The organism is Mesorhizobium sp. M1A.F.Ca.IN.022.06.1.1, assembly GCF_003952605.1.
Lineage (GTDB): Bacteria > Pseudomonadota > Alphaproteobacteria > Rhizobiales > Rhizobiaceae > Mesorhizobium.
Window position 1 is genome coordinate 2,379,123 of sequence record NZ_CP034455.1, and the last position, 20,977, is coordinate 2,400,099.

Genomic DNA, 20,977 nt, shown 5'->3' on the forward strand with positions numbered 1-20,977 from the left:
CGATTGGGAGGATACCGGAGATCGATAAAGCCGACAGAGGCGCGACTGCGCTCCTGTTCGACTGCGCGGCCCGCGAAGCCCCGAGGTGTCGCGTCCATCAACCAGGGAGAGTAAATGTGAAGATCATCAAGACGCTGGCCGCCGTCGCGGCCCTTGGCATTGCCGCCACGACCTATTCGGCGCACGCCGCCGACAAGGGTCTCGTCGGCGTGCTGATGCCGACCAAGACCTCGCAGCGCTGGATCAACGACGGCGACGCCGTCAAGTCCCAGCTCGAAGCGCTGGGCTACACGGTCGACCTGCAATACGCGCAGGACGACATCCCGAACCAGCTCAGCCAGCTGGAAAACGAGATCACGAAAGGCCCGAAAGCGCTGATCATCGCTTCGATCGACGGCACCACCATGGCCGATGCGCTGCAGAAGGCCAATGACGCAGGCGTCGTCACCATCGCCTATGACCGGCTGATCAAGAAGACCCCGAATGTTGACTACTACACCACCTTCGACAATTTCGGCGTCGGCGTGATCCAGGCGAATTCCCTGGTCAAGGGCCTCAAGGAGCGCTTCCCGAACACCAAGCCGTGGAACGTCGAGCTGTTCGGCGGCTCGCCCGACGACAACAACGCCTTCTTCTTCTACAACGGCGCGATGTCGGTCCTGCAGCCGCTGATCGACGACGGCTCGATCAAGATCAAGTCCGGCCAGATGGGCATGGACAAGGTCGGCACGCTGCGCTGGCTCGCCGCCACCGCCCAGGCCCGCATGGACAACCTGCTCTCGGCCAACTACTCGGACGGCAGCCGCGTCGATGGCGTTCTGTCGCCCTATGACGGCCTGTCGCGCGGCATCACCGCCTCGCTGCGCGCTGTCGGCTACGGCACGGATGCTCAGCCCTGGCCGATCGTGACCGGTCAGGACGCCGAGACCGCCTCGGTCAAGCTGATCATTTCGGGCGAGCAGTATTCGACCGTGTTCAAGGACACCCGCGAGCTGGCCAAGGCCACCGTGCAGCTGGTCGACAAGGTGCTCTCCGGCGGCAAGCCCGACGGCCTCGACACCAAGACCTACAACAACGACGTCAAGGTCGTTCCCTCGATCCTCTTGACGCCGCACGAGGTCGACAAGTCGAACTACAAGGCGCTGGTCGTCGACTCCGGCTACATCAAGGCCGAAGAGCTGAAGTAATCCAGCCTTTAAGGGAGGGGTCCTGCGCGACGCAGGGCCCCTTTTCGTTCAGAAGCGACCCCGGTATTGTTTTTGCCGGCTTCTGCAGCGCCATGCGCCATCGCGGCGCGAGCCAGACTGCAGTATGTTGATTTCGCGCATAACGCCTTCCGGAAACGGCAGGCATGCGCCAGGGAGCGGAATTCCTGATGAGCTCGACGATTTTGGAGATGCGCGACATCACCAAGACGTTCCCCGGCGTGAAGGCGCTGTCGAACGTCAACCTCAGCGTCGAGGAAGGAGAAATCCACGCCATCGTCGGCGAGAACGGCGCCGGCAAATCGACGCTGATGAAGGTGCTGTCGGGCGTCTACCCGACCGGTACCTATGAAGGCGAGATCGTCTTTCGCGGCCAGGAATGCCACTTCAAGGGTATCCATGACAGCGAGCATATCGGCATCGTCATCATCCACCAGGAACTTGCCCTGGTGCCGATGCTGTCGATCGCGGAAAACATCTTCCTCGGCAACGAGCACGCCAGCTACGGCGTCATCGACTGGAACGCCAACGAGAAGCGCACCAAGGCCCTGCTCGACAAAGTCGGCTTGAAGGAAGATCCCAAGACGCTGATCACCAATATCGGCGTCGGCAAGCAGCAACTGGTCGAGATCGCCAAGGCGCTCAGCAAGGAAGTGAAGCTGCTGATCCTTGACGAGCCGACCGCCTCGCTCAGCGAAAAGGACAGCCAGGCGCTGCTCGATCTTCTGCTCGAGTTCAAGCGCCAGGGCATGACCTCGATCCTGATCTCGCACAAGCTCAACGAGGTGAACCGCGTCGCCGACAAGGTGACGGTGATCCGCGACGGGCGCACCATCGAGACCCTGCCCAGGAAGGACATCAGCGAGGACCGGATCATCACTTCGATGGTCGGCCGCTCGCTCGACGACCGCTACCCGCCGCGCGAGCCCCAGATCGGCGAGGTTATTTTCGAAGTGAAGAACTGGTCGGTGTACCATCCGATCCACGCCGAGCGGCAGGTGATCAAGAACGTCAACCTCAATGTGCGCAAGGGCGAGGTGGTCGGCATTGCCGGGCTGATGGGCGCCGGCCGCACCGAATTCGCGATGAGCCTGTTCGGCCGTTCCTACGGCCGGCATATCAGCGGCGAGGTCCTGCTCAGGGGTAAGCCTCTCGATCTTTCGACGGTGAGCAAGGCGGTGGAGAACCGGATCGCCTATGTCACCGAGGACCGCAAGACCTTTGGCCTCAACCTTATCGACCACATCAAGCACAACGTGACGCTGGCCAATTTGGGAGGCGTCTCCAGCCGCGGCGTCATCGACGACATGCGCGAGATGAGCGTCGCCAACGACTATCGCAAGAAGACCAACATCCGCGCATCCAGCGTCTATCAGCTGACCGGCAATCTTTCGGGCGGCAACCAGCAGAAGGTGGTGCTGTCGAAATGGCTGTTCGCCGACCCGGAAGTGCTGATCCTCGACGAACCGACGCGCGGCATTGACGTCGGCGCCAAGTACGAAATCTACACGATCATCGCCCGCCTCGCCGCAGAGGGAAAGGCAATCGTCGTCATCTCGTCGGAAATGCCGGAATTGCTCGGCATCACCGACCGCATCTATGTCATGAACGAAGGGCGTATCGTCGGCGAAATGGCGGCAAGCGACGCCAGCCAGGAAAAGATCATGCGCGCCATCGTTCGGGGAGAAGGAAAAAAAGCCTCATGAGCACAGAAAGCGCTCCCGCGCCGCAGAGCGGCGTCGCCGAAGACGTCAAGCATGGTCCGCGTGTCGCCGTTTCGGCGCTGACGACGAACCTGCGCGAATACGGACTGATCATCGCGCTGATCGTCATCATGCTGTTCTTCCAGTACACGACGTCCGGCACGCTGTTCAAACCGGTCAACCTCAGCAACCTGGTGCAGCAGAACTCGTTCATCATCGTGATGGCGCTTGGCATGCTGCTGGTGATCGTCGCCGGCTATATCGACCTCAGCGTGGGATCGGTCGCCGGCTTCATCGGCGCGCTTGCCGCAATGATGATGGTCATCTGGCCGCTCGGTGTATTCAGCAATCCTCTGGTGGTCTCTATCGTTTGCTTGATCGTCGGTGCGCTTATCGGCGCGGCGCAAGGCTATTGGATCGCCTATCACCGAATACCGAGCTTCATCGTGACGCTGGCGGGCATGCTGATCTTCCGCGGCATCTGCCAGGCACTGCTTGGCGGCGGCTCCTCGGTAGGTCCGCTTCCCGACAGCTTCAAGGCGTTGAGCTCCGGCTTCATCCCCGACGTCATCGGCCCGCTGACGCTCATTCCGCCGACGGTGAATGCCGCCGGCAAGACCATCGTCGGCAGCGGCCTTACGCTGCACATGACGACGATCGTGCTCGGTCTGGTCGCGGTGCTCGCCTATGCCTATTTCGGCTTCAGGACACGGCGTAAGCGCGAACGGCATGGCTATGAGGCCGAGCCCTTCCCGCTGTTCGTCGTCAAGACGCTGGTCGGCAGCGCGCTGGCGCTGTTCCTGGTCTTCCAGTTCGCCAGCTACAGGGGCCTGCCGGTGGTGCTTCTGGTGATGGGCGTGCTGATCTCGCTGTTCGTCTTCGTCACCAAGCGCATGACCATCGGCCGCCGCATCTATGCGATGGGCGGCAACGCCAAGGCGGCGCAGCTGTCGGGCATCAACACCGAAAGGCTGACGCTGCTCGTCTTCATCAACATGGGCGTGCTGTCGGCGCTCGGCGGCCTGATCATCGCCGCTCGCCTCGGCCAGGCCGTCCCGGCCGCCGGTCTGGGCAGCGAGCTCGACGTGATCGCCGCGGTCTTCATCGGGGGCGCCTCGGCGATGGGCGGTGTCGGACAGGTCATCGGCGCCGTGGTCGGCGGCTTCATCATGGGCGTGATGAACAACGGCATGTCGATCATGGGCGTCAATGTCGACTGGCAGCAGGTGGTCAAAGGCCTGGTGCTGCTCGGTGCCGTCATCTTCGACGTCTACAACAAGAACAAGGCGTAGAGGCCGGAGGCAAGGACTAAGGAGGCATACGGGTTCTAGATCGCGAAGCTGCCGGCAACCCGTCGGCGCGAAGAAGTCCTGGAAGGACCAGGCTCGCGAGTGCAATCCGGACGAAGAGTTTCAACCGTGGCGCGGATCGGTTCCGGGCTGCGCCGGTCAGGGCTTGCCAATCGGCAGCCGGGCCAAGGCAAAAGAGAGAGGGTTCATCATGCTGATTTCCCAGAGCCTCGATGACGCCGAGACGATCCGCGTCGTTGCCCGCAGCGGCGGCAAGACCCGGATCATCAACGGCGCGCGCAGCGTCTATTCGCTGGCGATGGAGGCAGCCCGCACCGGCACCGGGCTCGAGGCGCTGATCGAGCGCAAGGGCTATGGCGAGACGGTCGACCTCGACGCCGTCTACAAGAAGGGACGCCTGGTGTCGCCGATCAACCATCCCGACCCCGCGCATCTCCACCTTACCGGCACCGGGCTTACACATCTCGGCTCCGCCGCGACACGCGATTCCATGCACAAGAAGCTCAGCGACGGCGAGGAGCAGCTCACCGATTCCATGAAGATGTTCCGCATGGGGCTGGAGGGCGGCAAGCCGGCCAAGGGCGAGATCGGCGTGCAGCCGGAATGGTTCTACAAGGGCAACGGCACCATGGCGGTGGCGCCCGGTGCCGCGCTGATGTCGCCGGCCTTCGCGCAAGACGCCGGCGAGGAGCCGGAGATCGCCGGCATCTATGTCATCGGCGACGACGGCGCGCCGTTCCGCGTCGGCTTCACGCTGTCCAACGAGTTTTCCGACCATGTGACCGAGCGCGTGAACTACCTGTTCCTCGCCCATTCCAAGCTGCGCAACGCCTCGTTCGGACCGGAAATCCTGATCGGCGAGCTGCCCGCCGACATAAGGGGCTCTTCACGAATCTGGCGCGACGGCAAAGTGCTTTGGGAAAAGCCGTTCCTGTCCGGCGAGGCGAACATGTCGCACACCATCGCCAATCTCGAGCATCACCATTTCAAATATTCGGCCTTCCGCCAGCCGGGCGACGTGCATGTGCACATGTTCGGCACCGCCACACTCTCGTTCGCAGACGGCGTCAGGACCGAGGAAGGCGACACGTTCGAGATCGAGGCCAAGGATTTCGGCCTGCCGCTGCGCAACCCGCTCGAGATCGAGAAGCCAGTGAAGGTGGCGGTGAAGGCGCTGTGAGGTTAGCGTGATCTCCCCCACGAGGGGGGAGATTGGCAGCTTCAACCTCAATAAATATCGAAATCGAAATACTTCGATTGGATCTTCTTGTAGGTGCCGTCGGCAACAATGGCGTCGATGGCCGCGTTGAGGCGGTCGCGCAGGGCGGTGTCCTCCAGGCGCACGGCGATGCCGGCCTCGGTCTCGGTGCCCTTGACGTCGCCCACCAGCTTGCAGCAGCCGTCGCTCGCCTTCTTCATCCAGTCGACCAGCACGAACTTGTCCGAGATGACGGCGTCGAGCCGGCCGTTGAGCAGATCGGTGACCGCCTCTTCCTGGGTCGGGTAGAGCTTCGCCTCGGCGCCGGCCTTGGCGTAGACGTCCTGGGCGTAGTTGGCCTGGGTGGTCGAGGCCTGGGCACCGACCGTCTTGCCGGCAAGCGAGGCCGGCTCGGTCGAGGCGATATCGGCGTCCTTCAGGGCGACCAGCGCAAGCGGCGTGGTGTAGTATTTGTGGGTGAAGGCGACCTGCTTCTTGCGTTCCTCGGTGATGCTCATCGAGGCGATGATGGCGTCGAATTTCTTGGCCTGCAGGGCCGGAATGATGCCATCCCAATCCTGGGTGACGATCTCGCATTCGACCTTCATCTGCGCGCAGAGCGCATTGGCGATGTCGATGTCGAAGCCTTCCACCTTGCCGTCCGGCGTGATGGTGTTGAAGGGCGGATAGGCGCCCTCGGTGCCGATCTTGATCTTTTCGGCCGCGTCTACCGAACCGACGCCGAGCGCCAGCATGGCGGCGGCCGCAGCCGACAGGATCCATCTGGATATCTGCATTTTCATCCCCTTGGGTTCAGTTGCTACATGCTCAGACGCAGCCAAGCACGGCGCGCGAGGCCGGGCAAGCACAGCCTGGCGATCAGCGCGCGGCGCGAAAATGCTTGGAGAGCTTCAGCCCCTGCGCCTGATAGTTGGAACCCAGCTCGCTGCCATAGAGCGCCTGCGGCCGCTTCAGCATATGCTCGTAGACGAGGCGGCCTACGATCTGGCCGTGGTCGAGGATGAACGGCACCTCGTGGCTGCGCACTTCAAGCACCGCGCGGCTGCCGCTGCCGCCGGCGGCGGAATGGCCGAAGCCCGGGTCGAAAAAGCCGGCATAGTGGACGCGGAACTCGCCGACCAGCGGATCGAAAGGCGTCATCTCGGCGGCATAGAGCGGCGGCACGTGCACGGCTTCGCGAGAGACCAGGATGTAGAACTCGTCCGGGTCGAGCACGAGCTCGCCGGCCCCGCTCTTGTAGAGCGGTTCCCAGAAGTCGACCACATCCTGAGCGGCGCGCTTGTCGACGTCGACGAGGCCGGTGTGGTGCTTGCCGCGATAGCCGACCAGGCCGTCCTTGTCGCCGTCGAGATCGATAGAGAGCGCAATGCCGCCGCCGGAGATGTTGGGCGGCTCGGTCGCAACCAGCATCTCGGCGTGATGGAGGTCACGCAACTCATTCTCCGACAGCACGGCATTGCCGGTGCGGAAGCGGATCTGCGACAGGCGCGAGCCGGCGCGCACGACGATCGGGAAGGTGCGCGGGCTGACCTCGAGATAGAGCGGGCCATGATAGCCGGCGGCGATCTTGTCGAACTCATGGCCGCGGTCGGTCATGACACGCGTGAAAATGTCGAGCCGTCCGGTCGAGCTCTTCGGGTTGGCCGAAGCCGAGACTTCCGCCGGCAGCGCCAGGCTTTCCTGCAGCGGCACGATGTAGACGCAGCCCGTCTCCAGCACCGCGCCCTCGGCGAGGTTGATCTCATGCAGCTTCAGCCGGTCCAGCTTGTCGGCCACCAGATGATCGGGACCGGGCAGAAAGGAAGCGCGCACGCGAAAGGCCTTGTCGCCCAGTCTCAGATCGAGGCTAGCCGGCTGGATCTGGTTGGTGCCGAGCGCGCGCGGCGACTTCAGCGCGCCCGACTGGAAGAGCGCCGCGATGTCCTGATCCGGAAGAATGCCTGTCTGCCGCAATGTCTGGCTCCGGGCGAAGTCATTGTCGTCGCAGTTTCCTGTCGCAAAACCGCGGGACACTTTTGCGGAAGCTGCCTGGTACAAACCTCTTAATCAAGCCGGCAATTGACGCAAGCGCGGTGCGGGTCTAAAGGGTCGTTATCCCGTGGTGATTTGGCCGGTCGGCTTGCAGCCACGTTAAACAAGTCGCTAAAGGACCGTCGGGCCGCAAGGCCGTATGGACCGGTTGCGACGTCGCGGCCGGTTTTTTTGTGTTTGGAAGCAGGGCGATGACCAAGACGCGTAACTGGAAACCTCAGACGGCACTCGTGCATGGCGGGACGCTGCGTTCCGGCTTCGGCGAGACCGCCGAGGCGATGTATCTCACCCAGGGCTATGTCTACGAGACGGCCCAGGCAGCGGAAGCCCGCTTCAAGGGGGAGGAACCCGGCTTCATCTATTCGCGCTACGCCAACCCGACCGTCGATATGTTCGAGAAGCGCATGTGCGCGCTGGAAGGCGCCGAAGACGCACGCGCCACCGCTTCCGGCATGGCCGCCGTGTCCGCCGCCCTGCTGTGCAGCGTCAAGGCCGGCGATCACATCGTTGCGGCGCGGGCGCTGTTCGGCTCCTGCCGCTGGGTGGTCGAGACGCTGGCGCCGCGCTATGGCATCGAGGCGACGCTGATCGACGGCACCGACATTGCCAATTGGGAAAAAGCGGTCAGGCCGAACACCAAGCTGTTCTTCCTGGAAAGCCCGACCAACCCGACGCTGGAAGTGGTCGATATCGCCGCTGTCGCCGCTTTAGCCAATTCGATCGGCGCACGCGTGATCGTCGACAACGTCTTTGCCACGCCGCTGCAGCAGAAGCCGCTGCAGCTCGGCGCCCATATCGTGGTCTACTCGGCGACCAAGCATATCGACGGACAAGGCCGCTGCCTCGGCGGCGTCATCCTGTCGGACAAGAAGTGGATCGACGAGAACCTGCACGACTATTTCCGGCACACCGGCCCGAGCCTGTCGCCATTCAACGCATGGACGCTGCTGAAGGGCCTCGAGACGCTCCCGCTGCGCGTGCGCCAGCAGACCGAAAGCGCCGGCAAGATCGCGGACTTCCTGGCTGGCCGGCCGGAGATCGCCCGCGTCATCTATCCGGGCCGGGCCGACCATCCCCAGGCGGATATCGTCAGGAAGCAGATGTCGGGCGGCTCGACGCTGATCTGCCTCGACGTCAAGGGCGGCAAGCAGGCGGCCTTCGCCTTCCAGAACGCGCTCGACATCGTGCTGATCTCGAACAACCTCGGCGACGCAAAGAGCCTGATCACGCATCCGGCGACGACGACGCACAAAAACCTCACTGACGAGGCCCGCGCCGAGCTCGGCATCGGACCAGGCACGCTCAGGCTCTCCGTCGGGCTGGAGGATACCGACGACCTGCTCGCCGACATCGAACAGGCGCTGAAGGCGGCGAAGGAATGAACCGTCACGGCGGCAAAGAAGACGCTTGAGCCGCAGCCGGCTCAAGCAATCTCTTCGAGTTCAGTCATCCCGCTGTTGCGGATGGTCATTGCGTTGCCACGCCATTCGACGGCCACGCCAAGCCAGCCGCGCGCCCAGATGGCGGGAAGCATCGCGTCGCGCACGATCATCGCGGTGACGCTGCGCGGCGACAGATACCAGCCCTTGGACCAGGCGAGCATGCATTCGGGCACATAGGCGATCGCCAGCACGCAGAGCGCGGTCGTGGGCAGGCTGACACCGGCGCTTGCCGCCGCAATCAGCGCCATAAGCAGCGGCGCGACCACACCGGTCAGGATTTCGGGCGCGAAGAACAATGGGAAGGTGACGCGGCGCAGCCGCGCCCAGCGCGCCTGGCGCGACCAGATTTCGGCGAGCGTGCGCTGGCCGAGCGGTTGCTCGAAGGGCGAGGCCACGAGATTGACCCGAAGGCCTAGGCTGTTGACCAGCTTGGTCGCCGCCGCGTCCTCGGCGATCTCGGCGGCCAAAGCCTGGATGCCGCCATTTGCATCCAGCATCGGCTTGCTCCACAGCATGCTCTTGCCCTGGGCGAAGCCAAGGCCGAGCGCTTCGCCGGCATATTGCCAGCGCGCCTGCAGCGTGTTGAGGAAGGCGCATTCGACCTCGGCCCAGAAACCGTTCGGACGCGAGCCGATCGGCGTCGAGCAGACGAGGCCGGTGTCCGGCCCCAGGGCGCCATCAGATGCTGGACATAGTCCTTGGGCATCAGCACGTTGGAATCGGCGAGGATCACTCAGTCGTGCCGCGCCGCCTGCCAGCCCTTGATGCAGTTGTTGAGCTTGGGATTGGCGCTGATCCTGTCATCGCCGACGAGGAGCCGCGCCGGAACATTCGGAAAGCGCGCGATGGCGGCGTTGATCAGCTTGACCACGGGATCTTCGGCGTGCGCGACGCAGAAGATCAGTTCGTAGCGCGGCCAATCGAGCGAGAAGGCGCGGTCGAGCGTCTCCTGCGTGAACGGCTCCACGCCGCGCGACGGCACGACGATCGAGACGGGGGGCTGCTTGCTGGAAGGCGGATGAATGACCCGCCTGGGCTTCAGCCGCGACGATGCGAACAGGATGCTGGCAAGGTTGGAAAAAAGAAGGGCCAAGGAAACAAAGGCGGCTGCGAGGGTCAGTTCCATCGAGATCTGGTCACTCCGGAAAGGCCGCCCGCGGCCATTTCATCACTCGACAAAGCGCCCGAGTCGCCCGCACGGTTTGTGCACACCAACATTGTCATGTGTCACTTAAATGACATTGTTTGTCGGCACTTGCGGTGGAAAAGCCGGCAGGCTGGCGACGCTGCGGAGGTAGAACCGCGAAGCGCGCTAAAATGTTCCCTGCGGCACCGGAGTGGCTCATGTATCGCGCCGTGACGCGCAACATCGAAGTGCAGGTCAGGCCGTTCTATCTGGAGGACCGTTCCGATCCGTCCGAGAACCGCTATGTATGGGGCTACCAGGTGACGATCGACAACCGGTCGGACGAGTTCGTGCAGCTTCTGTCGCGCTACTGGCACATCACCGACGGGCGTGGCCGAGTCGAAGAGGTGCGCGGCGAGGGCGTGGTCGGCGACCAGCCGGAGCTCAACCCCGGCGACAGCTATCAGTACACGTCGGGATGCCCGCTCTCGACGCCATCCGGCATCATGGTCGGCCACTACACGATGCGCAACGGTCGCGGCGAAACGTTCGATGTCGCCATTCCGGCTTTCTCGCTCGATATGCCGGGAACGAAAAGGACGGTGAATTAAAGAACTCGAGTTCCCCGCCTCCGCAAAGCGGGGGCGAGGAACCGGAGCTTTCTCACTCCGCCGCAAACTCCGCCGGATCGAAGTCGTACTGCGTCGAGCAGAACTCGCAAGCGACATGGATGCCGCCGTCCTCGGTCGAGTCCTTGATCTCCTCGGCCGAAAAGCCTTCGAGAATGCCTCGGATTTTGTCGCGCGAGCAGGAGCACTGATCGGCGACCGGCACACCGCGGAAGACGCGCACGCCGTGCTCGTGGAACAGCCGGTAGAGCAGCCGCTCGGCGCCCACCGTCGGATCGATGAGCTCGGTCGGCTCGATGGTGCCGAGCAGCGCCAAGAGTTCCCGCCAGGAATTGTCGGCCGGTTCGTGCGTCACGTCTCGTGGATCGCCATCCCCGCCCGAAATGTCGGGCACGCGCATGCGTTCGGGCGCCTGCGGCAGGAACTGCGCCAGGATACCGCCGGCGCGCCATTGCTCGCGGGCCCCGCCCGGGCCCGGGGTCACCAGCTTCGCAACCGACATCCTCAGATCGGTCGGGATCTGCTCCGACTGGCGGAAATAGGTGCGCGCGGCTTCTTCCAGCGATGTGCCGTCGAGTTGGACGATGCCCTGATAGCGCTGCGTGTGCGCGCCTTGATCGATGGTCAGGGCCAGGACGCCGGTGCCGAGCAGCTTCTCCTGCGAGATCTCGCCCGAGGCAATCAGTGCCTGCAGCCGGTCGGCGTCGAAGCGCGCATAGGCGCGCAACGAATGCGGCGTGGTGAAGTCTGCCACCAGCATGTCGACCGGTCCGTCGGTGCGGGTCTGCAGGATGAACTTGCCCTCGAATTTCAGCGACGTGCCGAGCAGCACGGTGAGCACGCAGGCCTCCGCCAGCAGGCGCGCGACCGGCTCGGGATAATCGTGACGGCTGAGAATGGCGTCGAGCATCGGCCCGAGCTGCACGGTGCGGCCGCGCACATCCAGGGGCGCTACTTCGTAAGGCACGACATGGTCGTCGCCGGCGAAGCCGAATTCGCCGAGTTTGGGTTGATGCTCAGCCAAGGAAAGCGTTTCCAGCATGACAAAACTCCGGGGCGCATCCATCCCGCTTTCCAGGCGGCATGGGTCGAAGCGCGTTCGATTTCAGTGATGGCGCGCAAATAGGCATCACACATCCCCGGATCAAGTTGGCGCGGATCAAGTCAACCCCGGTCAAGCGCCCAGGCACCAGGCCAGCACCGCCTTCTGGGCGTGCAGCCGGTTCTCGGCCTCGTCGAAGACCACCGAATGCGGTCCGTCGATCACCTCGTCGGTGACCTCCTCGCCGCGATGCGCAGGCAGGCAGTGCATGAAAAGCGCGTCGGACTTCGCCCTCGCCATCAGCGCGGCGTTGACCTGGTAGGGCAGGAAGACGTTATGGCCGCGGGCGCGATGCTCCTGGCCCATCGATACCCAGCTGTCGGTGACGACGCAATCGGCCTGGTCGACGGCCTCTTCGGCCGAGCCGGCAAACCTCACCTTGCCGCCATTGGCCTTCGCCCAGTCGACATATTTCTCGAACGGCTCGCTGCCCTCCGGCACGGCGACATTGAGGTTGAAGCGGAACCGCGCCGAGGCTTCTAGAAGCGAGTGCAGCACATTGTTGCCGTCACCTGTCCAGGCGAAGGTCTTGCCGGCCACCGGACCGCGATGCTCCTCATAGGTCATGATGTCGGCCATCAGCTGGCAGGGATGGGTATCGTCGGTCAGCCCATTGATCACCGGCACGGTCGCGTTTTCGGTGAGTTCCAGCAACCGGTCATGCGAGGTGGTGCGGATCATGATGGCATCGACATAGCGCGACAGCACCTTGGCGGTGTCGGCGATGGTTTCAGAACGGCCGAGCTGCATCTCGGTGCCGGTCAGCATGATGGTCTCGCCGCCGAGTTGGCGCATGCCGACGTCGAAGGAAACGCGCGTGCGCGTCGAAGGCTTGTCGAAGATCATCGCCAGCACCTTGCCCTCGAGCGGCTTCGAACGCTCGCCGGCCTTGAGCCTGGTCTTTCGCGCCATCGCATCGTCCAGCATGATGCGCAGATCGCCTGCGGAAACGGCGGACAGATCGGTGAAGTGACGAACGCTCATCGGCAGATTCCAGAACTACTTCGCGGCTTCGGCCGCGATCGCGTCGGTCAGGCCCTTGGCGCCCGACCGAATGCGCTTCAGCGCCTCGCCGATCTCCTCGTCGGTGACGGTGAGCGGCGGCAAAAGCCGAATGACGTTGTCGCCCGCCGGCACCGCAAGCAAGTGCTGGTCGCGCAGCGCCATGTTAACCTTGGCGTTGGGCATGGCACATTTCAGCCCAAGCATCAGGCCGGTTCCCCGGATGCCTTCGATGACCTCGGGAAATTCGTCGCCGACCGCCGCCAGTCCCTGCTTCAGCAGCAACGCCTTGCGCTGAACGTCCTCGAGGAAGCCGTCGGCCAGCACGACGTCGAGCACGGCATTGCCCACCGCCATCGCCAGCGGATTGCCGCCGAAAGTGGTGCCGTGCACGCCGGCCGTCATGCCGGCCGCCGCTTCGTCGGTCGCGAGGCAGGCACCCATCGGAAACCCGCCGCCGATGCCCTTGGCGATCGCCATCAGGTCAGGCGTGACGCCCGCCCACTCATGCGCGAACAGCTTGCCGGTGCGCCCGATGCCGCACTGGACCTCGTCGAAGATCAGAAGCAGGCCGTGCCGGTCACAGAGCTGCCGAAGCCGCTTCAACGACTGCGTCGGCACCGGGCGGATGCCGCCCTCGCCCTGCACCGGTTCGATCAGGATAGCCGCGGTTTCCGGTGTGATCGCCTTCTCGGCGGCATCGATATCGTCGAACGCGACCTGGTCGAAGCCCTCGACCTTCGGACCGAAACCCTCGAGATATTTGTACTGACCGCCGGCGGCGATCGTCGCCAGCGTGCGGCCGTGGAAGGCGCCCTCGAAAGTGATGATGCGGAAACGCTCCGGATGGCCTTTGACGAACTGATAGCGCCTGGCCGACTTGATGGCGCATTCCAGAGCCTCGGCGCCCGAATTGGTGAAGAACACCTTGTCGGCGAAGGTTGCATCGACCAGCCTTTCGCCCAGCCGGCGCTGCTCCGGGATCTCGTAGAGATTGGAGACGTGCCACAGCTTGGCCGCCTGCCCGGTGAGCGCCGCGACCAGATGCGGATGGCTGTGGCCCAGCGAGTTCACGGCGATGCCGCCGGCGAAGTCGAGATATCGCTCGCCCTTGTCGGTGACCAGCCAGGTCCCCTCCCCGCGGTCGAAGGCCAGGGGTGCGCGAGCAAAAGTCTCGTAAAGCGCCGAACCGCTCATTATATGCGTCTCCGGAACCGGAAATCAAAAAGCCGCCAATGCGGCGGCCTTTGCGGCTTATCATGTTTTTCGGCCATGAAGTCAACGAAAAGGTCGCGCAGAAGCGCGCGGCAAGGCTCCAGCGCCATGCCGGCCCATCAGCGGTTGGGCAAGTTGGGGAAAACCGTAAAAACCGAATCGGTGTTGCCCTGGGGACTCTTGTCACCGAGTCAGCGCATAAGGTAATTGTAGTCGAGAAATAACTAGATTTCGTGCGGCGGATCTAATCACCCGGTACATGTGGTGTCGTTTGCCCGGCGAGAGCCGGCTCGGGAAAGGATTCTGACCGCCGCACGCCTCAGCAGGAGCGCGGTCTCATGAACTGGACTGACGAGCGAGTCGAACTTCTCAGGAAATTGTGGTCGGAGGGTCTCAGCGCCAGCCAGATCGCCGCGCAGCTCGGCGGCGTGAGCCGCAATGCCGTTATCGGCAAGGTGCATCGCCTGAAACTGTCGGGCCGCGGCCGCGCGACCGCGGCGCCGGCACGGCAGAAGAAGGCCACGCAGGGCGCCTCGATGCAGAAGTCCGTGGCTCGTGCCGCCAGCGCAGCCCGTCATGTGACGGCCTCCATCGGCGCGACCGCTCTGCAGGTGCAGTTCGAGGCGGAGCCGGTGGCGCGCCACTATATCCGCCCGGTCGAGAACGTTGTCGTGCCAATCTCGCGCAACCTGCAGCTCGTCGAGCTGACCGAGCGCACCTGCAAATGGCCCAACGGCGATCCGCTGTCGGAAGACTTCAGCTTCTGCGGCAACGACGCTGGCGAAACCGGGCCGTACTGCAAATACCATGCAAGGGTGGCGTTCCAGCCGGCGGCGGAAAGGCGCAGAAGCCGCTAAGCGAATAGCGAATAGCGAATAGCGAATAGCGAATAGCGAATAGCGAATAGCGAACGAAATAGGAATCTGTATTCGAGTCCGGCACAAGCTTCTTTATCGCTATTCGCTATTCGCTATTTCACAGCCATCCATTCTTCCTGAACCGCCAATACAGAAACGCGCAGATCAGCGCGATGGCGGCCAGGACTGTCGGGTAGCCGTATTCCATCTTCAGTTCAGGCATGTCGTCGAAATTCATGCCGTAAATGCCGGCGAAGGCCGTGGGCACCGCCAGGATGGCCGCCCATGAGGCCAGCTTCTTGGAGATCGCCGTTTCCTGGCTCTGTCCGACCAGAAGGCTTGCCTCGAAGGCGAAGGCGAGCACCTCGCGCAGGCTGTCGATCTTTTCCTGCACGGTGCGGATGTGGTCCGTCACGTCGCGGAACAGCGGATGCATGGCGGCATGGATCTGCGGCAGCTCGGCGCTGGTCAGCCGCCGGCAGACCTCGACCAGCGGCAGCGCCGCGTTGCGCAGCCTGAGCAGATCGCGGCGCAGCATGTAGAGCCGCTCGATGTCGCCACCGCTCATCGGCTTCAGCAGCACCTTGTCCTCGATCTGCTCGACCTCGTCCTCGATCTGCTCGAGCACAGGCATGTAGTTGTCGACGATGAAGTCGAGAATTGCATAGAGGACGAAATCCTCGCCCTTGGCGAGCGAGGACGGGCAGCTTTCCCAGTGCTGGCGCACCGCGGCGTAAGAGGTCGACGGGCCGTGCCTGACGCTGACGATATAGCCGGTGCCGACGAAGAGATGCGTCTCGCCGAAGGTGACGCGGCCATCGATCAGTTGCGCTGTGCGGGCGACGATGAACAAGGCATCGCCATACTGTTCGATTTTCGGCCGCTGATGCGGGTGTTCTGCGTCTTCGATCGCCAGATCATGCAGATGGAACTGCGCCTGCACCCTAAGCAGCAGGTTGCGGTCCGGCTCGAGCAGGCCGATCCAGACGACATGGCCGGGCTTTGCCGCCCATATTCCGGCCTCTTCGATCGTAATGTCGGCGACGCGCTTGCCGGCGGAATAGACGCTGGACGCAACAATGCCGGATGTCGGCTGCGGGGCCGCGGTCAGGTTTCGAACTTGCTCCATCGCAAAACCTCCCGAGACGGCGACTGACAAAACTGCTGCACCTGGAGGAGCTTAGCCTAAATTAGAAAGCCATTCGAGTGGCCGCCCTTCACTTGGCCGATCTTGGGTCGCCGATACCGCGTCACCCGGCCGATAGTGGGCCAGGCAACACCACCTGGTCGGTCTTGTCGCCCTTCGGCCGCTCGGCCGGCATCTGGTCGCCGGTGACGATGTAATAGATGGTTTCGGCGATGTTGGTGGCGTGGTCGCCGATCCGCTCGATGTTCTTGGCGCAGAACAGCAAGTGGGTGCAGGGGGTGATGTTGCGCGGATCTTCCATCATATAGGTCAGAAGTTCACGGAACAGCGAAGTGTACATGGCGTCGATCTGGTCGTCGCGGTCGCGCACGAAGCCGATCTTCTCGACCGAGCGCGAGGCATAGACGTCGAGCACTTCCTTAAGCTGCGTCAACGCCAGATCGGCTAGCGCCTTGAGGCCGCGGAAGAGGCTGCTCGGCTGGCGGCCGTCAATGACCGCCGCGACGCGCTTGGCGACGTTCTTGCCGAGATCGCCGACGCGCTCGATGTCGGCCGAGATGCGGATGGCGCCGACGATCTCGCGCAGGTCCGTCGCCATCGGCTGGCGCCTGGCGATGATGACGATCGCCTTGTCGTCGATCTCGCGCTGTCCCTCGTCGAGAACGAGATCGTCCTGGATGACTTTCTGTGCCAAACCCGGATCGGCGTTCACGAGGGCCGCGATAGCCTGCTCGACCATGCGCTCGGCATGCCCGCCCATGGCGGCGATGCGCTTCGACAGGAATTTCAGTTCTTCGTCATAGGCACTGACAATGTGGACGGACTGCATCGATATGCCTTCTCGGTTCCTGCCGGCTGGTGCGTTCCCTCAATCTGCCGCTGATACGCGAGCCGGATGACAGAAAAAAGAAAATGCCGGTTGCCAACCAATATAGGATCATTGAGCCGGCAAATGAACCGTGAACGCCGCGCCCTTGCCGACTTCCGACTTGATCGACAGCCTTGCGTTATGACGTGTCAATATATGCTTGACGATCGAAAGGCCAAGGCCGGTGCCTTTCTGAGTCCGGCTGTTTTCCACGTCGACGCGGTAGAAGCGCTCCGTGATGCGGGGGATGTGTTCCTCGGCAATGCCTGGACCATAGTCCCTTATGGTCACGTCGATGCCTGGGTCGTGGCCGTCCTCGGCGTGTGCTATCGACACGGTGACGCGTCCGCCCGACTGGCCGTATTTGCAGGCATTCTCCAGCAGGTTCTCGAAAACCTGGAAGAGCTCGTCGCGGTCGCCCGGCACGGAAATCGGCCCATCGATGAAGTCCCGCTCGATGGCGATGCCGTTCTCGTTGGCCAGCGGCGCGAGCGAGTCGATGACGCTGTCGATGGTCTGTCGAAGGTCGACTTCGGTCCCCGGCCGCAGATAGGGCTTCATCTCCAGCCGCGACAGCGACAACAGGTCGTCGATCAGGCGCGCCATGCGGCCCGTCTGGTTCTGCATGATCTGCAGGAACTGGTCGCGCGCCGCCGCGTCGTTGCGGGCAGGCCCGCGCAACGTCTCGATGAAGCCGGCGATCGAGGCGAGCGGGGTGCGCAGCTCATGGCTGGCATTGGCGATGAAGTCGGCGCGCATGCGGTCGATGCGGCGCGCCTCGCTCTGATCCTTGAACACCAGCACGTAAAGATCGGTGCCATGGCCGACCGAGGACGCGCTCACCCGGTATGTGCGCTCGACCGGCAGCTTTTCCGTGTAGTCGACGACATCTGACGCCATAGTTCCCGAGACGATCCCGTCAAGCAAAGCCTGCATTTCCGGCGCGCGGAATTTGAGCGACAGCGACATGCCGGGGGCCAGCCCACCGAAGGCGGCAAAGGCGGCCGCGTTGGCGTGGACGATAGTGGCGGTCCGGTCGAAGATGATCAGCGGATCGGCAACGGCGGCGGCCAGATATTCGCCGGACAGCCGCTGCAACCCGCCGACTTCGATGGCGGCAGTCCCGCCGGCTGACTGGCGCTCGGCGGCGGTCGGCAGCATTGCGGCCGCGACCAGCAACGCCACGGCCAGCAGAGGCACAAAGATCGAAAGGCCGCCGAAACAATAGACGCCGAGGACCGCGACCAGGGCCGCGGCCAGCAACCAGCGGCTGCGCCGCAGCTGGGCTATGGCTGCCCGCGTTGCGCCTTTCTGGTCTGCGCCCTTATCGACCATGCGCTGCCTCGTATCTCACGTCGGTGAAAGGTCAGCCGACTCGACCTGCGCATGACCCCCAAAAATCGGAATCGATTTTCTGGAGTGTTCATGCGCAAAATCAAAGTGCTACCGCGCGTCCGGTCGGACGCAACGCCTCAGAGGCTCCCATAGCACGAGTCCGCAAGCTGAAAAGGTTCGTCCCGATGAAAAAAGCCGAGGGAAATGCCGACGCGGCGCCTGCCGCAGGACCGATCAAGATGAGGATAGGCGGTAAGGAACGCGAGTTCGACATCGACAACCCGGTGCTGCCGGACTGGATCGAGGACAACAAGCTGACCGCCGGCGGCTATCCCTACGACAAGAAGATGAAGGGTGAAGAGTACGACGAGGAACTCGAGCGGCTGCAGATCGAATTGGTCAAGGCGCAGGCCTGGCTGCAGGCGACCGGCAAACGGGTGTTGGCGCTGTTCGAGGGGCGCGACGCGGCCGGCAAGGGCGGCACGATCTTCGTCCTGCGGCAGTACATGAACCCGCGCACGGCGCGCAACGTGGCGCTGACCAAGCCGACGCCGACGGAGCATGGCCAATGGTACTATCAGCGCTATGTCGACCATTTCCCGACCTCCGGCGAGTTCGTCACCTTCGACCGCTCCTGGTATAACCGCGCCGGCGTCGAGCCGGTCATGGGATTCTGCACCCCGGAGCAGCACGCGACATTCCTCGACGAGACGCCGCATTTCGAGCGCATGATCTGCAACGAGGGCATACACTTGTTCAAATTCTGGCTGAACATCGGCCACGAGACCCAGCTCGAACGGTTCCATGACCGCCGCTGGTCGCCATTGAAGAACTGGAAATTCTCGCCGATCGACATCGCCGGCATCAGCAAATGGGACGACTACACCAAGGCGCGCGACCTGATGTTCGAGCGCACTCACAAGGAGTTCGCGCCCTGGATCATCGTGCGCGCCAACGACAAGCGCCGTGCGCGGCTTGCGGTGATCCAGCGTATCCTTCTGTCCTTGCCTTATGACGGCCGCGACCTCGACGCCGTCGGCAAGCCCGACAAGAAGATCATCGGGGAAGGCCCGTCGTTCCTGGAGAAATAGCTTGCACCGTGCCCGCGGCCGGCGGCCAACATTACAGCGCCGCGCACCTTCGCGGGTACGCGGCGCTGAGACTTTCCACCAAGGTGTCACGCCGCGAGGCGGGCGATCCGCTGCAAACGCTTCAGCGTGGCATCGTCCTGCAGCGCTTGCTGGAACAGCGATATCTCATGGTCGATGCGGTCGCACAGAACGTCCGTATCCCCCTTGAGCAGGCCGCGGGTCTGCAACAGCGCGGCAACCGGCTTCTTGGCGAGCTGCCTTGCCCGCGCCAAGGCCATTTCCTCGGCGCTGCCTTCCACGATCTCACCGACAAGGCCGAGCGCCTTGGCGTCGTCGACGCCCAGCGTGTCGCCCAGGCAGAAGAAGCGGAAGGCGCCGGCATAGCCGAGCTTCTGGGGCGCCAGGATGCTGGTCGCCGCGTCCGGCACCAGGCCGAAATCGACGAACGGCACCCTGAACGTGCTGCCCCTGGAGGCGATCACCATGTCGCAGTGGAACAGGATGGTGCAGCCGACGCCGACGGCGTCCCCGTCGACGCAGGCAAGGACCGGCTTGGGAAAGGTCGCAAGCCTGCGAAACATATCGGTGACGGCGGCAATCAGCTGCTGGTGCTTGGCGGCGTCGAGGAACTCCGAGAAGTCGCCGCCGAGGCAGAAGCAGCCGGCAAGGCCGCGCAGCACGACCACGCGAACCTCGTCATTGACGGCGGCCTCGTGGAAGGTCCTGGCGAGGCACGCATAGGCGTGCCTGTCCAGCACCGGCCGGCCGTCATGCGAGGACACGGTGACGACCAGCGTGTGGCCGCGCAGCTCAGGTTCGGGGTGGAAGCTCATGACAACCACCTCACGAAGCCTGTCTGAGGCCGAGCTGGCCGGGATAGCCTCTCATCAGCACCGGCGGGAAGTGGTTGCGGCGCTGGCGCACCACCTCCAGCGTATGCTCGGAAAAGGTGAGCAGCGTCGCCACCACCTGCTGGTTGCCATAGGTGCGCTGGTAACCGAGCGGCGTCGCCAGGAAGTGCAGCTGCAGCGCGCGCAGCACCCACATCGGTTCGAACTCGATGATGACCTGGTTGACGTTGCGCTTGAGGCCCCATTCGACGAAACCGGCGATCAGCTCGGTGCCGACCGTAGAGACGCCGCGCTTGCCGTCACGGAAGCCCGGCGCCACCGCATAGCGGGTCAGCTCCCAGACTCGCGGCCCCGAGGGGGGCGTCCCCTCATAGAGGTCCGTCAGCACATCGGTCAGTAGATGCGGCCGCGTCGTCGGCAGCATGCGCTGATAGCCGGCTAGCTCGCCGTTGCGGATGACGAGGTGATGCTCGGCTTCGTCATGATCGAATTGGTCGATCTCGAGGCCGTCCGGGCGGTCGAGATCGGTCCAGCCCATCTCCTCGACGAAGATCTTGTAGCGCAGGCGGTGAACCGCTTCCCACAGATCGGGGCGCTCCATCAATTCCTGAGTTGTGAGGGAAAAAAGCATTAGCCGTCTCCTGGGCTTGAGAGGAAGATACGGCCGGGCTCTCCGGAAAATATTACGCGATCGCGTAGGCAATAATTTTTAGGTCGGCACCGACCGACCCCGCCAATATAGCCGCGCCTAACTGCCTCCGCGACCGCCTGCACGCGGTTGGCGACGCCCAGTTTGCTTTGGCGTTAAGAAAGTATTAGCCCTCTCTTAAGACAAGGACACCGC

Annotated in this window: 18 protein-coding genes, 1 pseudogene and 1 riboswitch; of the genes and pseudogenes, 8 read left to right on the forward strand and 11 right to left on the reverse strand. The window is 63.5% G+C overall.

Features of this window, described 5'->3' with window-relative positions; all coding sequences use genetic code 11:
• The first annotated feature begins 116 nt into the window (after nucleotides 1-116).
• From chvE to araD1, 4 genes are all read left to right on the forward strand, one after another.
• Entirely contained in the window at nucleotides 117-1,187 is a 1,071-nt protein-coding gene (chvE, locus tag EJ078_RS11300; RefSeq protein ID WP_066996783.1) for a multiple monosaccharide ABC transporter substrate-binding protein, read from the forward strand.
• A gap of 188 nt (nucleotides 1,188-1,375) precedes the next feature.
• Complete coding sequence (mmsA, locus tag EJ078_RS11305; RefSeq protein WP_067322747.1) at nucleotides 1,376-2,911, forward strand: multiple monosaccharide ABC transporter ATP-binding protein; 1,536 nt, start codon at nucleotides 1,376-1,378, stop codon at nucleotides 2,909-2,911.
• A complete protein-coding gene (gene mmsB / locus EJ078_RS11310) occupies nucleotides 2,908-4,200 on the forward strand; it encodes a multiple monosaccharide ABC transporter permease (RefSeq protein WP_127214394.1) in 1,293 nt (430 codons plus the stop codon). The genes mmsA and mmsB overlap by 4 nt, the downstream gene beginning before the upstream one ends.
• A gap of 208 nt (nucleotides 4,201-4,408) precedes the next feature.
• Entirely contained in the window at nucleotides 4,409-5,398 is a 990-nt protein-coding gene (araD1, locus tag EJ078_RS11315; RefSeq protein WP_127214392.1) for an AraD1 family protein, read from the forward strand.
• A gap of 47 nt (nucleotides 5,399-5,445) precedes the next feature.
• Here araD1 and EJ078_RS11320 read toward each other — a convergent pair whose 3' ends face one another.
• Complete coding sequence (locus tag EJ078_RS11320; RefSeq protein ID WP_127214390.1) at nucleotides 5,446-6,213, reverse strand: ABC transporter substrate-binding protein; 768 nt, start codon at nucleotides 6,211-6,213, stop codon at nucleotides 5,446-5,448.
• Between the two features lie 82 nt (nucleotides 6,214-6,295).
• Nucleotides 6,296-7,390, reverse strand: a complete 1,095-nt coding sequence (locus EJ078_RS11325) for a 2'-deoxycytidine 5'-triphosphate deaminase (RefSeq protein WP_127214388.1) — start codon at nucleotides 7,388-7,390, stop codon at nucleotides 6,296-6,298.
• 135 nt (nucleotides 7,391-7,525) lie between these two features.
• Nucleotides 7,526-7,603, forward strand: a riboswitch (SAM riboswitch).
• 56 nt (nucleotides 7,604-7,659) lie between these two features.
• Here EJ078_RS11325 and EJ078_RS11330 point away from each other — a divergent pair.
• Nucleotides 7,660-8,850, forward strand: a complete 1,191-nt coding sequence (locus EJ078_RS11330; RefSeq protein ID WP_127403712.1) for an O-succinylhomoserine sulfhydrylase — start codon at nucleotides 7,660-7,662, stop codon at nucleotides 8,848-8,850.
• A 41-nt stretch (nucleotides 8,851-8,891) separates the two neighbouring features.
• Here the strand turns inward: EJ078_RS11330 and EJ078_RS11335 are convergent.
• Nucleotides 8,892-10,036 (reverse strand): annotated as a pseudogene (locus tag EJ078_RS11335) (ceramide glucosyltransferase).
• Nucleotides 10,037-10,254: 218 nt separating this feature from the next.
• On the opposite strand from EJ078_RS11335, the gene apaG reads away from it, so the two are divergent.
• Nucleotides 10,255-10,647, forward strand: a complete 393-nt coding sequence (apaG, locus tag EJ078_RS11340) for a Co2+/Mg2+ efflux protein ApaG (RefSeq protein WP_066996767.1) — start codon at nucleotides 10,255-10,257, stop codon at nucleotides 10,645-10,647.
• Nucleotides 10,648-10,699: 52 nt separating this feature from the next.
• Here apaG and EJ078_RS11345 read toward each other — a convergent pair whose 3' ends face one another.
• The 3 genes from EJ078_RS11345 to EJ078_RS11355 form a co-directional block, all read right to left on the reverse strand.
• The gene (locus EJ078_RS11345) at nucleotides 10,700-11,731 is read right to left on the reverse strand and encodes an Hsp33 family molecular chaperone (RefSeq protein ID WP_082953802.1); all 1,032 of its coding nucleotides are present in this window, start codon (nucleotides 11,729-11,731) and stop codon (nucleotides 10,700-10,702) included.
• 108 nt (nucleotides 11,732-11,839) lie between these two features.
• A complete protein-coding gene (gene argF / locus EJ078_RS11350) occupies nucleotides 11,840-12,751 on the reverse strand; it encodes an ornithine carbamoyltransferase (protein WP_127215492.1) in 912 nt (303 codons plus the stop codon).
• Between the two features lie 15 nt (nucleotides 12,752-12,766).
• A complete protein-coding gene (locus tag EJ078_RS11355) occupies nucleotides 12,767-13,966 on the reverse strand; it encodes an aspartate aminotransferase family protein (RefSeq protein ID WP_095829193.1) in 1,200 nt (399 codons plus the stop codon).
• 356 nt (nucleotides 13,967-14,322) lie between these two features.
• Between EJ078_RS11355 and EJ078_RS11360 the strand changes: the two genes are divergently transcribed.
• Nucleotides 14,323-14,841: a GcrA family cell cycle regulator gene (locus tag EJ078_RS11360; protein WP_066996757.1), complete on the forward strand. Its 519-nt coding sequence runs from the start codon at nucleotides 14,323-14,325 to the stop codon at nucleotides 14,839-14,841.
• A gap of 118 nt (nucleotides 14,842-14,959) precedes the next feature.
• Here the strand turns inward: EJ078_RS11360 and EJ078_RS11365 are convergent, their stop codons facing one another.
• The 3 genes from EJ078_RS11365 to EJ078_RS11375 form a co-directional block, all read right to left on the reverse strand.
• The gene (locus tag EJ078_RS11365) at nucleotides 14,960-15,970 is read right to left on the reverse strand and encodes a magnesium and cobalt transport protein CorA (RefSeq protein WP_127215491.1); all 1,011 of its coding nucleotides are present in this window, start codon (nucleotides 15,968-15,970) and stop codon (nucleotides 14,960-14,962) included.
• Nucleotides 15,971-16,091: 121 nt separating this feature from the next.
• The gene (phoU, locus tag EJ078_RS11370) at nucleotides 16,092-16,817 is read right to left on the reverse strand and encodes a phosphate signaling complex protein PhoU (protein ID WP_127215490.1); all 726 of its coding nucleotides are present in this window, start codon (nucleotides 16,815-16,817) and stop codon (nucleotides 16,092-16,094) included.
• A 108-nt stretch (nucleotides 16,818-16,925) separates the two neighbouring features.
• Nucleotides 16,926-18,191, reverse strand: coding sequence for an ATP-binding protein (locus tag EJ078_RS11375; protein ID WP_127847041.1), 1,266 nt, complete (start codon nucleotides 18,189-18,191; stop codon nucleotides 16,926-16,928).
• A gap of 185 nt (nucleotides 18,192-18,376) precedes the next feature.
• On the opposite strand from EJ078_RS11375, the gene ppk2 reads away from it, so the two are divergent.
• Nucleotides 18,377-19,282: a polyphosphate kinase 2 gene (gene ppk2, locus EJ078_RS11380; RefSeq protein WP_127215488.1), complete on the forward strand. Its 906-nt coding sequence runs from the start codon at nucleotides 18,377-18,379 to the stop codon at nucleotides 19,280-19,282.
• Between the two features lie 86 nt (nucleotides 19,283-19,368).
• Here ppk2 and EJ078_RS11385 read toward each other — a convergent pair whose 3' ends face one another.
• A complete protein-coding gene (locus EJ078_RS11385) occupies nucleotides 19,369-20,115 on the reverse strand; it encodes an enoyl-CoA hydratase-related protein (RefSeq protein WP_127215487.1) in 747 nt (248 codons plus the stop codon).
• A 10-nt stretch (nucleotides 20,116-20,125) separates the two neighbouring features.
• Entirely contained in the window at nucleotides 20,126-20,764 is a 639-nt protein-coding gene (locus tag EJ078_RS11390; protein WP_066996739.1) for an acyl-homoserine-lactone synthase, read from the reverse strand.
• Between the last annotated feature and the right edge of the window lie 213 nt (nucleotides 20,765-20,977).

Bases quoted from the DNA above. Each gene is read 5' to 3' on its own strand.
- mmsA (WP_067322747.1), top strand. From the start codon at position 1,376: ATGAGCTCGACGATTTTGGAGATGCGCGACATCACCAAGACGTTCCCC.
- mmsB (WP_127214394.1), top strand. From the start codon at position 2,908: ATGAGCACAGAAAGCGCTCCCGCGCCGCAGAGCGGCGTCGCCGAAGAC.
- araD1 (WP_127214392.1), top strand. From the start codon at position 4,409: ATGCTGATTTCCCAGAGCCTCGATGACGCCGAGACGATCCGCGTCGTT.
- EJ078_RS11320 (WP_127214390.1), bottom strand. From the start codon at position 6,213: ATGCAGATATCCAGATGGATCCTGTCGGCTGCGGCCGCCGCCATGCTG.
- EJ078_RS11330 (WP_127403712.1), top strand. From the start codon at position 7,660: ATGACCAAGACGCGTAACTGGAAACCTCAGACGGCACTCGTGCATGGC.
- apaG (WP_066996767.1), top strand. From the start codon at position 10,255: ATGTATCGCGCCGTGACGCGCAACATCGAAGTGCAGGTCAGGCCGTTC.
- EJ078_RS11345 (WP_082953802.1), bottom strand. From the start codon at position 11,731: ATGGATGCGCCCCGGAGTTTTGTCATGCTGGAAACGCTTTCCTTGGCT.
- argF (WP_127215492.1), bottom strand. From the start codon at position 12,751: ATGAGCGTTCGTCACTTCACCGATCTGTCCGCCGTTTCCGCAGGCGAT.
- EJ078_RS11355 (WP_095829193.1), bottom strand. From the start codon at position 13,966: ATGAGCGGTTCGGCGCTTTACGAGACTTTTGCTCGCGCACCCCTGGCC.
- EJ078_RS11360 (WP_066996757.1), top strand. From the start codon at position 14,323: ATGAACTGGACTGACGAGCGAGTCGAACTTCTCAGGAAATTGTGGTCG.
- EJ078_RS11365 (WP_127215491.1), bottom strand. From the start codon at position 15,970: ATGGAGCAAGTTCGAAACCTGACCGCGGCCCCGCAGCCGACATCCGGC.
- phoU (WP_127215490.1), bottom strand. From the start codon at position 16,817: ATGCAGTCCGTCCACATTGTCAGTGCCTATGACGAAGAACTGAAATTC.
- EJ078_RS11375 (WP_127847041.1), bottom strand. From the start codon at position 18,191: ATGGTCGATAAGGGCGCAGACCAGAAAGGCGCAACGCGGGCAGCCATA.
- ppk2 (WP_127215488.1), top strand. From the start codon at position 18,377: ATGAAAAAAGCCGAGGGAAATGCCGACGCGGCGCCTGCCGCAGGACCG.
- EJ078_RS11385 (WP_127215487.1), bottom strand. From the start codon at position 20,115: ATGAGCTTCCACCCCGAACCTGAGCTGCGCGGCCACACGCTGGTCGTC.
- EJ078_RS11390 (WP_066996739.1), bottom strand. From the start codon at position 20,764: ATGCTTTTTTCCCTCACAACTCAGGAATTGATGGAGCGCCCCGATCTG.